Here is a 13,596-nt window from a genome sequence, read left to right as displayed (position 1 = left end):
GGTGGGGGTCAGGCGGGGACGGCGATGGTCGTCAGGACAGCGGCGGTGATGAGCGCGAACGAGATCGCGCCGGCGTCCGGGGTGCCGACGGCGTCCTCGCCGTGGGTGCGGGCGCGGCCCATCCGGGGCAACAGGTCGGCCGTGGCGTCCGCCGCGGTCTGTGCTGCGGCCGAGGCGGCCGACCAGGCGTCGACGAGTTCGTCGCCGGCGTCGACCCGGGCGGTGAAGACCTGGTCGAACGGCACGAGCGCGTCGACCATCGTCTTGTCGCCGGGGACGGCTCCGAAGGCCAGGACGGCTTCGGCGGCGGCGTGCACCGCGCTCTGGACGGTGGCGGGTGTCGGACGGGACTCGTCCCCGAGGACGCGACCCAGGGCCTCCAGGGCAGCACCCCAGATCGCACCGGACGTCCCACCGGCCTTGTCGGACCACGCGTCGCCGGCGATCGCGAGGACCGAACCGGCGCCAGCGCCACGGGCGGCGGCGTCCTGTGCCGCACGGTCGGCGGCGGTGGAGCCGCGCTGCATGCCGATGCCGTGGTCGCCGTCCCCGGCGACGGCGTCGATGCGGCCGAGCTCGTCGGCGTGGTCGTCGATGGTGGCGCGGATCGCGGTGATCGCGCTCGCGATGCGGGCAGCCGAGGCCTGGGACTCCTCGGTGCCGGGCGTCACGGGCACGACCACGCCGGCTTCGAGCACCTCGACCGGCACGGGCTGCTGCGGGACGGCGCCGCCCTTGCGGTAGGCGGGGGCGTCGGCGGGGGCTGCCCAGAGCTGCTCGAGTTCGTCGTCGAGCCAGAACAGGGTGAGCGAGACGCCCGCCATGTCGAAGCTCGTGACGAGTTCGCCGACCTCGGGCTCGACGACGACGATGCCGGCGTCGGTGAGCTTCCGCTGGACGGCGCCGAAGACGACGAAGAGTTCCTCGTACTTCACCGAGCCGAGGCCGTTGAGGATCGGGACGACGCGGGGGCCGGCGGGTGCTGTTGCGGTGTCTGGTGCCGTGCCGTGTGTTGTGGTGCCGGTGCCGGTGTCGTCGGGTCGCTCGGTGAGGAGCTTGTCAACGAGCAGGTCGGCCAGGCCGTCCGCGGTGGGGACGTCGGCCTCGGCGATGCCGCGTTCGCCGTGGATGCCCATGCCGATGGCCATGCGCCCCTCGGGGACGGTGAAGAGCGGCTCGTCGGCGCCGGGCAGGGAGCACCCCGAGAACGCGACCCCGAAGCTGCGGGTGCGGTCGTTGGCCCTGGTCGCGATCGCGGTGACCGCGTCGAGGTCGTCGCCGCGCTCAGCGGCCGCGCCGGCCACCTTGAACACGCAGAGGTCCCCCGCGATGCCGCGGCGCTTGTGTGCCTGGTCGGCGGGCGCGGACGCGACGTCGTCGGTCACGCGGACCGTGCGGACGTCGATGCCCTGTGCCTCGAGTGCCCGTGCCGCCGCGTCGAAGTTGAGGACGTCACCCGCGTAGTTGCCGTAGCTCAGCAGCACGCCGCCGCCGTGCTCGGACGCCCTCGCGACCGCGGTGACCTGCTGGGCACTCGGGCTGGCGAACAGGTTGCCCATCGCGGCACCGGCCGCCAGGCCGTGCCCGACGAGGCCACCGAAGGCCGGGTAGTGGCCGGAGCCACCGCCGACGACCAGCGCGACGGTGCCCTCGGGGCTGGTGGTGGAGCGGGCGACGCCGCCGTGCACCCTGCGGACCCGGGCGCGGTTGGCGGCGACGAAGCCGTCCACCATCTCGTCGGCGAAGTCCGCCGGGTCGTTGAACAGGCGGGTCATGCGCCGGCCTCCTTCGCGATGGCGGTCGGTCCGTCCGTGGCGGCGACCGCGGTGTCGGCTGCGGACGCCGCGGCGGCCGCTTCGTTGCGCTTCGTGTTCCGGCCGAGCACGAACATGAGCACGCTCGACAGCACCATGAAGAACCCGACGATGAACATCGGCACCTGGTACCCGCCGGTCCACTCGCTGACCGCACCCGTGATGTACGGGGCGGCGAACCCACCGAGGTTGCCGACGGTGTTGATGAGGGCGACCCCCGCGGCTGCGGCGGCACCGGTCAGGAACTGCGTCGGGACCGTCCAGAAGTTCGGCAGGGCCGCGAAGATCGCACACGCGGTGATCGCGATGACCGCGACGGTGGCGGCCGGGCTGTTCATGTAGAGCGCGACCGGGATGCTCAGGCCACCGACCAGGGCCGGGACGGCGATGTGCCAGACCCGGACGCCACGACGGAAGGCGTCACGCGACCAGAAGTACAGGACCACCGCGGCGGGCACGTACGGGATGGCCGTGATGAGGCCCTTCTGGAACAGGTCGAACGTGGTGCCGAACTGCTCCTGGAAGCCGTCGATGATCGTCGGCAGGAAGAAGCTGAGCGCGTAGAGGCCGTAGATGAAGCCGAAGTACACCGCGGCGAGCATCCAGACGCGGCCGGAGCCGAAGGCCGCACGCAGGCCGCCCTTGCCGTGACCGTCTCCGCCGCCCTTCGCGGCACTCTCGGCGGCGAGCGTCGTCTCCAGCCAGATCTTCTCGTCCTCGTCGAGCCACTTCGCCTGCGACGGCTTGTCCTTGAGGACGAAGAGGCACAGGACGCCGACGATGATCGCCGGGATCGAGACGCAGAGGAACATGAAGCGCCATCCGGCCAGGCCGCCGAGGATCCCCTCGTGGGTCATCAGCCAGCCGGCGAGCGGGGAACCGATGACGCTCGTGAGCGGCTGCGCCAGGTAGAACAGCGCGAGCATCTTGCCGCGGTGACGGGCCGGGACCCAGGTCGACAGGAACAGGATCGCGCCGGGGAAGAAGCCGGCCTCGGCGATGCCGAGCAGGAAGCGCAGGCCGACGAGCTGCGGGTAGTTCTGCACCCACGTGAAGAGCAGGGACACGATGCCCCACGTGATCATGATGCGGGCCAGCCAGATCCGGGCGCCGAACTTGTGCAGCGCCAGGTTGGACGGCACCTCGAGCACGAGGTAACCGATGAAGAACACACCGGACGCGAAGCCGAACTGGGCGGCGGTCAGGCCGAGGTCGGCCTCCATGCCGTTGGGGGCGGCGAAGGAGATCGCGGTGCGGTCGAGGAAGTTGATGAAGAACATCAGTGCCACGAACGGCACGATGCGGATCGCGATCTTGCGGATGGCCGTCTTCTCGACGACCGAGGTGGGGATGCCTCGCGTGGCGGGGATGTCCACGATGACTCCTGCTCGGTGGGGTTGGTACGACTCCCGTCCTGGCGGCTGCGCCGGGACGCTCCGTGCTGCTGCGCGGATCGAGAGCGGGCGCATCGGTGCGCCTGATCCAGTGTGCGTCGCGGTCGGCCGACTTGTCAACCGGTTGACCATTCCACGCGCTCCGCGCTGCTTGTTGCACGGTGTCGGTCGCCTCGGCGCCGCTCCGCACGCAACCGGTTGACCGACCGGTACGCTCACTGCATGCCCGCGTTCAGCCCGGACGACCCCCTCAACATCCGACTCGAACTCGAGTCCGTGCCCGTCGGGTCCCCCGCCTCGGTGGTCGCCCGACAGCTCGTCTCGCTGCTCACCGCCGGCGAGCTGGCCCCCGGCTCACGGCTACCCTCGGAGCGGATCCTGTCCGAGCGGCTCGGCGTCGGACGCTCGGCCGTCCGTGAGGCCCTCGCCGCCCTCGAGATCCTGGGCATCGTGCAGATCCGCCCCGGCTCGGGCACCTACCTGCGCGGAGGCACCTCGGACCTGCTCCCGACGACCCTGTCGTGGGGCCTCATGCTCGCGTCGAACCGCACCCGCGAGCTGCTCGAGATCCGGTCCTCGCTGGAGCGCACGGCCGCGATCCTCGCCGCGCAGCGCGCCACCGATGAGCAGATCACCGAGCTCGGCGAGTACCTGGTCCGGCAGGAGGCGACGCTCGACGACCCGCAGGCCTTCATCGACGCCGACGTCCGGTTCCACGTCCTGCTGGCGCGGGCGTCGGGCAACGACGTGCTCGCCGACCTGCTGCAGAGCCTGCGCTCGATGCTGAGCGTCTGGGTCGCGCGGCGCGTGCAGACCCGGCAGGCGACCGAGGCCGCGTTCCACGAGCACCGCGCGGTCTTCGAGGCCTTGCGCGTCCGCGACGTGTCCGCCGTGCAGCGCGCGATGGACGCGCACATGGCCACGGCGAGCGCACGCATCGAGCACGCCGAGCCGCTGCCCGCCGACGAGTAGGGGGTGCTCGCTTCGCCCGCTTCGTGAGCAGGAATGGTCGGGTCCGTCGAGCCGACCCGACACCTTCTGCTCACGATCGGGGCGGACGGGAGGCCCGGGTCGCGCCCGCCTCGCACGGTGCGGTGTTGCCGGGTCGGCAACACCGCTTGGGTCCGGCCCGGCACGTGCGCTGGAGTAGGTGCATGCACACCCATGACGACGGCTCCGCCGCCGGATCTGCCACCGATGTCACCGATGTCACCGCCGCACCGTCCGCCCGGGAGTGGTGGGAGGGCCGCTACGCCGAGCGCGACGGCATCTGGTCCGGCCGGGTGAACGCCGTGCTCGCCTCGGTGACGTGGGGGCTGCCGGTGGGGCGGGCGCTCGACCTCGGCTGCGGCGAGGGCGGCGACGTGGTGTGGCTCGCCGAGCAGGGCTGGGACGTGACGGGCATCGACCTGTCCGTGACGGCGCTCCAGCGTGGTTCGCGGGCTGCCGTCGCCGCCGGGGTCCAGGAGCGGACGGCGTTCGTCGCCGCTGACCTCGGCCGGTGGGACACCGCCGCGCGGTTCGACCTGGTGACCGCGTCGTTCCTGCAGTCGTGGCCGGTGGAGATCCCCCGAGCCGACATCCTGCGTCGGGCCGCCGGCTTCGTCGACGTCGGTGGGCACCTGCTCGTCACCGCACACGCCGCTCCCCCGCACGATGACCTGCCGCCGGAGCTGCGGGAGTACCGGTTCCCCGCGCCGGCCGACGACCTCGCCGCCCTGCAGCTCGACGACCGGTGGGACGTCCTGGTCGCCGAGGTCCGGCCGCGCACCGCGACGACACCGGAGGGTGATCCGCACGAGGTGCTCGACAGCGTCGTGCTCGCCCGGCTGACGCGCGGGTAGCGTCGGTGGCGTGAGCACCGACGACGGCATCCGCGCACTCGTCGTGGACGGCGTCGAGGTCGCCGTCGAACGCAGCGGCGCCGGCACGATCGCCACGTCGTCCCCTCGGCCGTACCTGCACCCGGTCCGGACCCTCGGCGGCACCGTGGTCAGCGCGCACCACCCCGGCGACCACGACTGGCACTGTGGCGTCGGCGTCGCGATCCCGGACGTCGACGGCGTGAACTGCTGGGGTGGCCGAACCTACGTCGCGGGGCTCGGCTACGTGTGGCGTGACGACCACGGTTCGGTCGAGCTGGTGCACGCGGAGCAGCACGACACGATGTCCGCCGAGGCACTCGTCTGGCGGGCCCCGGACCGCGCGGTGGTCCTGCGCGAGGACCGCACCCTCGGCTGGCGCGCGGTCACCAGCGGGTGGGAGCTGTCCTGGTCGTCGACGTTCCGCACCCCGGGTGACACCCCGGTGCACCTCGGGGGCCCGGGCAGCAACGGCCGGACCGGAGCCGGCTACGGCGGCTTCTTCTGGCGGTTCCCCGAGTGCACGGGGGTCGCCGTCCGGACCGCCGACGCCGAGGGCGAGACCGCCGTGCACGGCTCGGTCACACCCTGGATCACCTGGTCGGCGGTGTTCGACGGCGGTCCGGCGACGATCCGGATCGAGGCCGTCGACCACCACGACCCCTGGTTCGTCCGCGCCGAGGAGTACCCCGCGATCGGCTCGGCCCTGGCGTGGGACACCCCCGCCGTCGTGCAGCCCGGCGAACCGCTGGTCCGCTCGTTCCGCGCGACGATCACCGATGGCGCTAGGCTCGCTGGATGAGCACCGGGGACTGGGAGTCACGCGTCGCGGCGCTGTGGGACGACGAGACGATCGACGACCAGCAGCGGATCGAGCGGATGCGCGACCTCGCCGCCGACGCTCCGCACGCAGCGCTCGGCGCGTTCGAGCTCGGCGGCGCCTTCGACTCGGGCGGCCACGAGGCCGAGGCCGACGTGCAGTACGCCGCCGCGACCGCAGCCGGTCTGGGCAGAGTCGACCCGGACCGCGCAGCCAGGATGGTCGTCCAGCACGCCTCGACGCTGCGGAACCTCGGCCGGATCGACGAGGCCATCGCGATGCTCCGCGACGCGCCGGAGCACCCCGCCACCGGGGCGGCACCGCGGGTGTTCCTCGCGCTCGCACTGCACAGCGCGGGACGCTCCGCCGAGGCCCTGCGCGTCGCGATCGAAGCCGTCGAGCCGACGCTCCCCCGGTACCACCGGTCCGTCCGGGCCTACGCTGCGGCCCTCACCGAGGACTGACGCGCCTCAGGCGATCGCGACCACACCCCGTGCGAGCAGTGCACGGGCCCGACCGGCGTCGGCAGCCGGTGGCCGACCGTGCAGCGCGCGGTAGTCGCGCGAGAAGTGCGAGGCGCTCCGGTACCCGACCGCCACAGCAGCCTGGGCGGCGGTGTCACCGAGCACGATCATCCGCCGCCGTGCCTCCCCGAGCCGCAGCCGCCGCAGGTACTGCACCGGGCTCATCCCGGTGACCTGCCGGAAGCGCGCGAACAGCGTCGACTCGCTCGTCCGGACCGCTGCAGCCAGGACCGCCACCGACCACGGGTCCGCCAGCCGTTCTGTGAGCAGGGCGGTTGCCGCGGCGACGACGTCGCCGTCCCGGTTGCCGATCGCGGCCAGGATGCGCGGTGCCTGGTCCGTCTGCAGCAGGCGGAGCACCACCTCGCGGGTGACGAGCGGGGCGAGGACGGCCATGTCCTCCGGAGCATCGAGCAGTCCGACGAGTCGGGCGAACGCGTCCGCCAGGGCCGGGGTCCAGCTGCCGAGTCGTGCCGGCGGCGCCTCGTCCTGGTGCGGGCGGGACATCGCCGTCGCGACCTCGGCCACCACCGCGGGGTCGAGCTGCCAGACGACCGCGACGAACCCCGCGGGTGGTTCGACCTCGACCACCCCGGCGATCACGGGCAGGTCGACGGGCGTGATGATGAAGCGTTCCCGACCCCAGAGCTGGTCGTCATCCCCCACTATCGAGCGCTTCCGTCCGGCGAGCACCACCGACACCGACGGCGTGTAGCGCTGGTACCCGAGGTCGGTCGGACGGTCGACCCGGGCCAGGCGGAGGCCGAGCCGTCCGGCGCGTTCCGTGTCGTCGAGGTGGGCGAGGACGCTCTGCAGCGCACGGTCCAGCCGGTCCGAGGTGACGTCGTCCATGTGCCCATTCTGTCGAGGCATCCGACGCGAGTGGTGCCCGTGCGGGATCCGGCAAGCACTCCGGAGTCCTGGGCAATCACCGCCGGGTCCGTCGGACCGAGCATCGGAGCATGCAGACCAACGAAGCACTCCTCGACTCCCTGACCACCGACGACCGACTGGTCGGCCGCACCGCGCTGGTGACCGGCGCCTCGAGCGGCATCGGTGAAGCCGTCGCCCGTGTCCTCGCCGCATCCGGCGCCACCGTCGCGGTCGCCGGCCGCGACGCGGAGCGCACGCAGGCCGTGGTGGACACCATCACCGCGTCCGGAGGCACCGCCGTGGCCGTGATCGGCGACCTGAACACCCACCCCGACGCGGTCCGTGACCTCGCCGCCCGCGCAACCGAGGCCCTCGGCGGCCGGGTCGACGTGCTCGTCAACAACGCCGGCGTCTACCCGGTCGGCCCCACCGCGCTGCTCGCCGACGAGGACGCCGAAGCCCTCTGGGCCACGAACGTCCGCGCGCCGCACGTGCTGGTCGGAGCGCTGGCTCCCGCGATGGTCGAACGCGGCTCGGGCGTCGTCGTGAACGTCGGCTCGTGGATGTCCCGCGTCGGTGTCCCGTTCACGGCGCTCTACCCGGCGACGAAGGCCGCGGTCGAGCAGCTGACCCGCGCCTGGGCAGCCGAGTTCGGACCGCACGGCGTCCGGGTGTCGACCGTGTCGCCCGGGGCCACCGTGACACCGGGCAACGCGGACTCGCACGACGTCCTCGCGCAGATGACGGCGGGCACCCCCGCCGGAGCACCCGTCCGCCCCGTCGACGTCGCCTTCGCCGTGCGCTGGGTGGCCTCCGACGAGGCGACCTTCGTGCACGGCGCCACGATCGACGTGGACGGCGGCCTGGCCGCGACCCGCCTCGGCTGAGCGCGCGCCGCACGAACGGGCGGAACACCCGGGTCGGCACACGGACGCGCCCCGGCATTTCGCCCGCTCGGCAGCACCAACCGACGCGCACGAACCCCCACCACCACGAACGGGCGGAACGCCCGGGTCGACACACGGACGCATCCCGGCATTCCGCCCGCTCGGCAGTGCCAATCGACGCGCACGAACCCCCACCACCACGAACGGGCGGAACACCCGGGTCGGCACACGGAGGCACCCCGGCATTCCGCCCGCTCGGCAGCACCAACCGACGCGCGAACCCCCACCACCACGAACGGGCGGAACACCCGGGTCGGCACACGGACGCACCCGGGCATTTCGCCCGCTCGGCGGGAGTCGGTCAGCCGGGCATCGGATCCGCGAGTGGTCACGACGCACCGCTGGCAGGTGGTCGAGCGGTCACGGACCGTCGCGCGGGAGCGCGCCAGGCGACGGATCGTGACCGCTCGGCGGACGGCGTGGGCGCGGCGGTGGGCGCGACCACCACGCGGTCGGGAGGCGCGGTGCGGGCTGGCACCGGGCCTCCCGTCAGGCGGTGTGGTCGCCGACCACCCGTGGGACCGGCAGCGAGTCGCTGGTCGTGCGCAGGGACTCCTGGCGGATCTCGAGCTGCGAGACGGCGAGCGCCGCCAGGTCGCGGAGGTTCGCGAGGTCGTCCTCGGTGGCCTGCCGCGGGCGGGTGTCGAGCACGGCGAGGGTCCCGATCGGTGCGCCGTCGTGCTTGACGAGCGGGACGCTGACGTAGAAGCGGATGCCGAGCGGGCCGGTGACCAGGGGGCTGTTCCGCATCTCGGGGTGCGCGGAGCCGTCCGGGATCACGACGGGGACGGGGACCGGGGCGAAGCCGTTGCGGAAGCTGATGCTGCGGGCCGCCTCGTCGACGCCCTCGGCGATGTACGACTGGGACCACTCGCGGTCCTCGTCGAGGACCTCGACCAGGGCGATCGGAGCGTCGAAGAGCCGGGCCGCCATCGCCGTGGTGCGCTGCAGCGACTCGTCGGGCAGGGTGTCGAGGGTCGCCGGGCGGTCCGTCTCGGGGCGCATCGGTACCGGAGCCGTCTCGTCGGTCGGCTCGACCACGTGATCGCTCGTGGCGGTCTCCGCGATCACGACGTCGCGGAGCATCGTGACCAGCTCGGCGCCGAGCGGGCGGGCCGCGGGGTCCTGCGCGGTCATGGCACGGAGCAGGTGCTTCCAGTGCTCGGGCAGGGGCTCGGGGACCACGGGGTCGCGGGACAGCCGGGCGACGGCTGACTCGACGAGGGAGCCCGGGAACTCGCGACGGCGGGTGAAGCACTGCAGCAGCACGAGGCCGAGCGAGTAGACGTCGCTCGGCGGGCCGACCTCGCCGCCGCGCGCCTGCTCGGGGCTGAGGTACGCGGCGGTGCCGGTGGTCACGCCGTCGGCGGTCAGGCGTTCGACGCCGGCGGCGAGCGCGATGCCGAAGTCGGTCAGGCGCGCGCGGGCCCGGTCGGAGCCGTTGCCGTAGTCGACGAGCAGGATGTTCGACGGCTTGATGTCGCGGTGCACGACGCCGTGGGCGTGGATGTAGTCGAGGGCCTCGGCCATGTCGTAGCCGATCTCGGCGATGTGCCGCGAGGCGAGCGGGCCGACGGCCAGGCGCTCCTCGAGGTCCTGCCCGACGACGAGCGACATCACGATGTAGCGCTGCTGCGTGCCGTCCTGCCCGGTGACGACACCGGCGTCGAGCAGGCTGACGAGGTTGTGGTGCTCGAGCGACGCCAGCACGCCGAGTTCGGCCTCTTGCCGAGCGATGTCGACGATGCCCGCGTGGAAAAGCTTGATCGCGACCGGGCGGTGCAGGCTCTCGTCCACACCCCGGTAGACGACGGACATGCCGCCCTGGCCGATCGCTTGCTCCACGCGGTACCGACCGTCGAGCAGCGGCGCGCTCGCGTCGTGTTCTTCCGTCGGGATCATCCAACCCTCGTTCTCGGCTCCGGCACCAACGATGCATCTTCGCATCCCGACGGGTATCTCGTTGACGGGCGACGTTTCGCGGCTGAACGGGGCCGTGCGGCGGCGCGGCCGTGCGGCGGCGCGGCCGTGCGGCTTGCAAGACACCGGTGTTCGCGGGTCGAACACGCGCAGACCGCGGTTCAGCCTGCGAACACCGGTGTTTTGCGCACCCACGCCGTCAGCGACGCGTCGCGACCGTGCTCACGCGGAGGTCCTCGAAGGTGCTGGTGAAGCCGGAGCCTCCGAGCGAGATGAGCCCGACTCGGGGTGCACTGCCGAGGTCCGCCGTCCAGGTCCCGCCCCGGACGAAGTGCCGCCCGTCCAGGCTGGTGTACGCCGTGTACCGGTCCTCGCCCCGGAACTCGCGGTGGACGATCCGGAGCGTGGTGGTGTCCCCGACCGGACCGACGACCATGTTGCCGTAGCTCGGCGCCCCGGCCGGTTGCCCGGACACCTGCTTGCCGAACTCGGTCTGGCGCGTGTTGAAGATCGAGTTCGAGGTGAGCCGGACGTAGTTGCCGTCGTCACCCCAGACGATCAGGCCGCCCTGCACGTAGTTCAGCCCGTCGCCGGTGGCCGGGGTGTCCACCCCGACCGTGGTCTGGAGCACGTAGTCCCCACGGGGCGCCGGTTCGGACAACACCGACGCGAGCGGCGTCGCCGGCGGGTGGATGTCGGCGTCCTGCGTCTGCCAGCGGAACGTGCCGTCGGCGACGGTCCAGGTGGACGGGTCGGGCGCACGCGTCCACGTGAGCGCGGCGGGCAGCGCTCCGGGCTCCTCCCCGGGCAGCGCGGCACCGTCGAAGGAGGTCGACAGCCCGCGGATCGTCCGACCCGGCACGTCGAGCGGGGCGATGGATGCCCGGTACGTCGGCCGTTGCCCGGGCTGCGCGACCGGCCCCGGCTGCACCGTGTCGGACGGCCCGGCACCACCGCGGACGACCGGCCAGCCGCCCTGCCAGTCGAGCGGGTCGATCAGCGCCGGCCGCTTCGTGTAGGTCGGCTGCCCCGCGTAGTACGGGTCGGTGCGGTCGGCCGCGTGGTAGATGACCCAGTCCTGGCCGGCGAAGTCGGTGACCACGGTGTTGTGACCGGTACCGACCCACCGGTTGCCGTTCTGCGCGAGCAGGGGCGTGCCGCCGACCCGGGTGCTCGTGATCGCCACACCGTCGCGGTCCGTGAACGGCCCGAGCGGGCTCCGTGACCGGGCGACGAAGACGCCGTAGCCGGTCAGGGCGCCGTTGCAGCAGTTCGTGGCGGAGCCCATGAAGTACCACCAGCCGCCGTGCCGCATCAGGTACGCGCCCTCGTAGCGGTTGTCGATCGCGATCTGCCGCTCGGTCGACGGGTCGGAGCGCAGGCCGTCCGCGCTGAGCCGCCGGACGTTCACGCCGCCGAAGTAGCTGCCGAAGTACAGGTAGGTCGTGCCGCCGTCGGTGATGACCTCGGGGTCGAAGGCCCACCGCGCGCCGTCGCCGTTCGGCGCGGTCTGCGGTGCCACGACCGGTCCGCCGGAGTCCTTCCACGGCCCCGTCGGGCTCGAGCTCGTCGCCACCCCGACCGCGGAGCCGCCGCCGCTCGGCCCCGTCGCCGACGGGGTGTCCGACGCCGCGTAGTACAGGTACCAGGTGCCGGCCCGACCACGGTCTCCGGCGCGGTACACGACGTCCGGCGCCCAGATCCCGTTCGCGTCGCCCACCCAGGCGGGCTTCGTCGGGAACGCGTCGTTCACGTACGTCCAGTGGGTCAGGTCGGTCGACCGGTACGTGGGGACGGCGTGCTGCACGAGTGACCCGTCCGGGTTCTGCTCCGTCGCGGTGAGCGCGTCGGTGGTGCAGTAGAGGTACCAGTTGCGGTCGCGTCCGGCTCCGTGGATCACGGTCGGGTCCGCGCAGCTCGCGGCCGTCTGCCCGTCGGGCAGGCTGAGCGCGACCGGGTTCTGGTGGTTGGGTGCCGTGCGGCCGTGCCGGCTGGCGGCGCTCGACGCCACGGTCGTGGTGGTGGTCGCCCGGATGGTTCCGCCCGGCACCGCGGACGCATCCGCTGGTGCAGCCTGGAGGCCCGTGGTCGCGACGCCGAGGAACGTCACGACGGCGAGGAGTGCGGTGGACGATCGGCGCATGCCTGACCTGCTCTCGTCGTTGAGGGAGGTGCTGTTGGAGGGACTGCGGGTGTCGACGGGCGACGTGCGCGAGCGTACGCTCGGCTCGACGAAGGAGTCATGCCATGCCCGCGAGGTTCGTCTACTGGATCAACGTCTCCGTCGACGGGTTCGTCGAACGGGCCCCCGGCGAGCACGACGGCCTGGACGGACCCGACTGGATCCGGATCGACGAACCGCTGCACCGCGAGTTCAACGCCCGCGCCGCCGCGATGACCCTGTCCGTCGAGGGCCGGGTGGTGCGCGACATGATGGACCCGTTCTGGCCCGACGCCCGGCACGACGAGTCGATGCCGCAGTACCTGCGCGAGTACGGCGAGATCTGGACCGCGCAGCCGAAGGTCCTGGTGTCCCGCACCCGGACCACCGCCGACCACGACACCCGGGTCATCGGTGGCGACGGCGACGCGATCACCGAGCTGGCCGCGATCCGTGCCTCCGGCGACGGCGACATCGGAGTGGGCGGACCGAGCATCGCGAGTCAGCTGCTCGATGCCGCGCTGCTCGACGAGGTCATGCTCTTCACACACCCGTCGGTGCTCGGCGCCGGTCGGCCGCTGTTCGATCCGCCGCGCTCGGGGCACCGCCCGCTCGTGCAGCTCGACCTGCTCGAGCAGCAGCGCTACGACAACGGCGTCACCCTGCACCGGTACGACGTCCGGCGGTCCTGAGCGCTCGGTCAGTCCTCGACGGGCTCTGCGCCGATCACGCGGACGTTCCAGGCGCTGTCGCGGTCGCTGTCGAACCCGTTGAAGGAGATGCTGTCGACGTCGGCACGCCAGGTCCGCCGCAAGTCGATGCGTTGCGCTCCGTCGCCGCAGGGCATCGACTCGGTGATGTCGTTCCGCGACGTGCTCCCGGAGACGACCGTGACGGAACCGCTCATGTGCCCGTCACCGAAGCACGAGAACTCGAGGTGGTCGACCGTTTCCGGGTGCGCGAACGTGATCGTGACGCCACGGTCGATCTCGTCGTCGTTCCCCGTCGCGCTCTGCCCGGCGGATTCCTCGGCGTACATCGCCCCGAGTTCCCGGTCCGAGTGGGTGGCCATCTGGCGCTTCTCCCAGGCGGACAGCGCGGCCTCGTCGACGGGCGGCGACCCGGAGCAGGCGGCGAGCAGCAGCACGCCCGCGATCGCGGGCAGGAGCAGGGCGGGGACGGAACGCACGCTGTGAGCCTAGTGACGCGGTGGACGCGCACCGCGGAACGACGGGAGGCGCGGTGCCGGCTGGCACCGCGCCTCCCGGCCGTGGGGTGGTC

The 13,596-nt window shown here is 72.7% G+C and carries 12 protein-coding genes; 6 read left to right on the top strand and 6 right to left on the bottom strand.

The features are described 5' to 3' along the window. Positions 1-8: 8 nt before the first annotated feature. Positions 9-1,775, bottom strand: coding sequence for a dihydroxyacetone kinase family protein (locus ORG17_RS06170; protein WP_214526422.1), 1,767 nt, complete (start codon positions 1,773-1,775; stop codon positions 9-11). After that, entirely contained in the window at positions 1,772-3,190 is a 1,419-nt protein-coding gene (locus ORG17_RS06165; RefSeq protein ID WP_027465118.1) for an MFS transporter, read from the bottom strand. The genes ORG17_RS06170 and ORG17_RS06165 overlap by 4 nt, the downstream gene beginning before the upstream one ends. Before the next feature lie 240 nt (positions 3,191-3,430). Here ORG17_RS06165 and ORG17_RS06160 point away from each other — a divergent pair, with 240 nt between their 5' ends. From ORG17_RS06160 to ORG17_RS06145, 4 genes are all read left to right on the top strand, one after another. After that, the gene (locus tag ORG17_RS06160; RefSeq protein WP_027465119.1) at positions 3,431-4,180 is read left to right on the top strand and encodes a FadR/GntR family transcriptional regulator; all 750 of its coding nucleotides are present in this window, start codon (positions 3,431-3,433) and stop codon (positions 4,178-4,180) included. A 182-nt stretch (positions 4,181-4,362) separates the two neighbouring features. Next, positions 4,363-5,052, top strand: a complete 690-nt coding sequence (locus ORG17_RS06155; protein ID WP_214526423.1) for a class I SAM-dependent methyltransferase — start codon at positions 4,363-4,365, stop codon at positions 5,050-5,052. A 10-nt stretch (positions 5,053-5,062) separates the two neighbouring features. Continuing rightward, the gene (locus tag ORG17_RS06150) at positions 5,063-5,872 is read left to right on the top strand and encodes a DUF6807 domain-containing protein (protein WP_214526424.1); all 810 of its coding nucleotides are present in this window, start codon (positions 5,063-5,065) and stop codon (positions 5,870-5,872) included. Continuing rightward, a complete protein-coding gene (locus ORG17_RS06145) occupies positions 5,869-6,354 on the top strand; it encodes a tetratricopeptide repeat protein (RefSeq protein WP_214526425.1) in 486 nt (161 codons plus the stop codon). The genes ORG17_RS06150 and ORG17_RS06145 overlap by 4 nt, the downstream gene beginning before the upstream one ends. A gap of 6 nt (positions 6,355-6,360) precedes the next feature. Here the strand turns inward: ORG17_RS06145 and ORG17_RS06140 are convergent, their stop codons facing one another. After that, a complete protein-coding gene (locus ORG17_RS06140) occupies positions 6,361-7,266 on the bottom strand; it encodes an AraC family transcriptional regulator (protein WP_214526426.1) in 906 nt (301 codons plus the stop codon). Positions 7,267-7,376: 110 nt separating this feature from the next. On the opposite strand from ORG17_RS06140, the gene ORG17_RS06135 reads away from it, so the two are divergent. Continuing rightward, positions 7,377-8,174: an SDR family NAD(P)-dependent oxidoreductase gene (locus ORG17_RS06135; protein ID WP_214526427.1), complete on the top strand. Its 798-nt coding sequence runs from the start codon at positions 7,377-7,379 to the stop codon at positions 8,172-8,174. A 549-nt stretch (positions 8,175-8,723) separates the two neighbouring features. Here the strand turns inward: ORG17_RS06135 and ORG17_RS06130 are convergent. Both ORG17_RS06130 and ORG17_RS06125 read right to left on the bottom strand, forming a co-directional pair. After that, positions 8,724-10,136 (bottom strand): protein kinase domain-containing protein, encoded by a 1,413-nt coding sequence (locus tag ORG17_RS06130; RefSeq protein WP_081827251.1) that lies wholly within the window; start codon positions 10,134-10,136, stop codon positions 8,724-8,726. 217 nt (positions 10,137-10,353) lie between these two features. Then, positions 10,354-12,297 carry a family 43 glycosylhydrolase gene (locus ORG17_RS06125; RefSeq protein WP_214526428.1) on the bottom strand — a complete coding sequence of 648 codons (1,944 nt, stop codon included), beginning with the start codon at positions 12,295-12,297 and terminating at the stop codon, positions 10,354-10,356. A 104-nt stretch (positions 12,298-12,401) separates the two neighbouring features. On the opposite strand from ORG17_RS06125, the gene ORG17_RS06120 reads away from it, so the two are divergent. Beyond that, complete coding sequence (locus ORG17_RS06120; RefSeq protein ID WP_214526429.1) at positions 12,402-13,007, top strand: dihydrofolate reductase family protein; 606 nt, start codon at positions 12,402-12,404, stop codon at positions 13,005-13,007. Positions 13,008-13,015: 8 nt separating this feature from the next. Here ORG17_RS06120 and ORG17_RS06115 read toward each other — a convergent pair whose 3' ends face one another. Beyond that, a complete protein-coding gene (locus ORG17_RS06115; protein WP_214526430.1) occupies positions 13,016-13,504 on the bottom strand; it encodes a hypothetical protein in 489 nt (162 codons plus the stop codon). Positions 13,505-13,596: the final 92 nt, after the last annotated feature.

Source organism: Curtobacterium flaccumfaciens pv. betae (assembly GCF_026241855.1).
GTDB classification, from domain to species: domain Bacteria; phylum Actinomycetota; class Actinomycetes; order Actinomycetales; family Microbacteriaceae; genus Curtobacterium; species Curtobacterium flaccumfaciens.
This window is presented reverse-complemented; position numbering and strand designations above follow the sequence as displayed.

Coding starts and splice junctions, on each gene's coding strand:
- ORG17_RS06170 (WP_214526422.1), bottom strand. CDS start 1,775: ATGACCCGCCTGTTCAACGACCCGGCGGACTTCGCCGACGAGATGGTG.
- ORG17_RS06160 (WP_027465119.1), top strand. CDS start 3,431: ATGCCCGCGTTCAGCCCGGACGACCCCCTCAACATCCGACTCGAACTC.
- ORG17_RS06155 (WP_214526423.1), top strand. CDS start 4,363: ATGCACACCCATGACGACGGCTCCGCCGCCGGATCTGCCACCGATGTC.
- ORG17_RS06145 (WP_214526425.1), top strand. CDS start 5,869: ATGAGCACCGGGGACTGGGAGTCACGCGTCGCGGCGCTGTGGGACGAC.
- ORG17_RS06140 (WP_214526426.1), bottom strand. CDS start 7,266: ATGGACGACGTCACCTCGGACCGGCTGGACCGTGCGCTGCAGAGCGTC.
- ORG17_RS06135 (WP_214526427.1), top strand. CDS start 7,377: ATGCAGACCAACGAAGCACTCCTCGACTCCCTGACCACCGACGACCGA.
- ORG17_RS06130 (WP_081827251.1), bottom strand. CDS start 10,136: ATGATCCCGACGGAAGAACACGACGCGAGCGCGCCGCTGCTCGACGGT.
- ORG17_RS06125 (WP_214526428.1), bottom strand. CDS start 12,297: ATGCGCCGATCGTCCACCGCACTCCTCGCCGTCGTGACGTTCCTCGGC.
- ORG17_RS06120 (WP_214526429.1), top strand. CDS start 12,402: ATGCCCGCGAGGTTCGTCTACTGGATCAACGTCTCCGTCGACGGGTTC.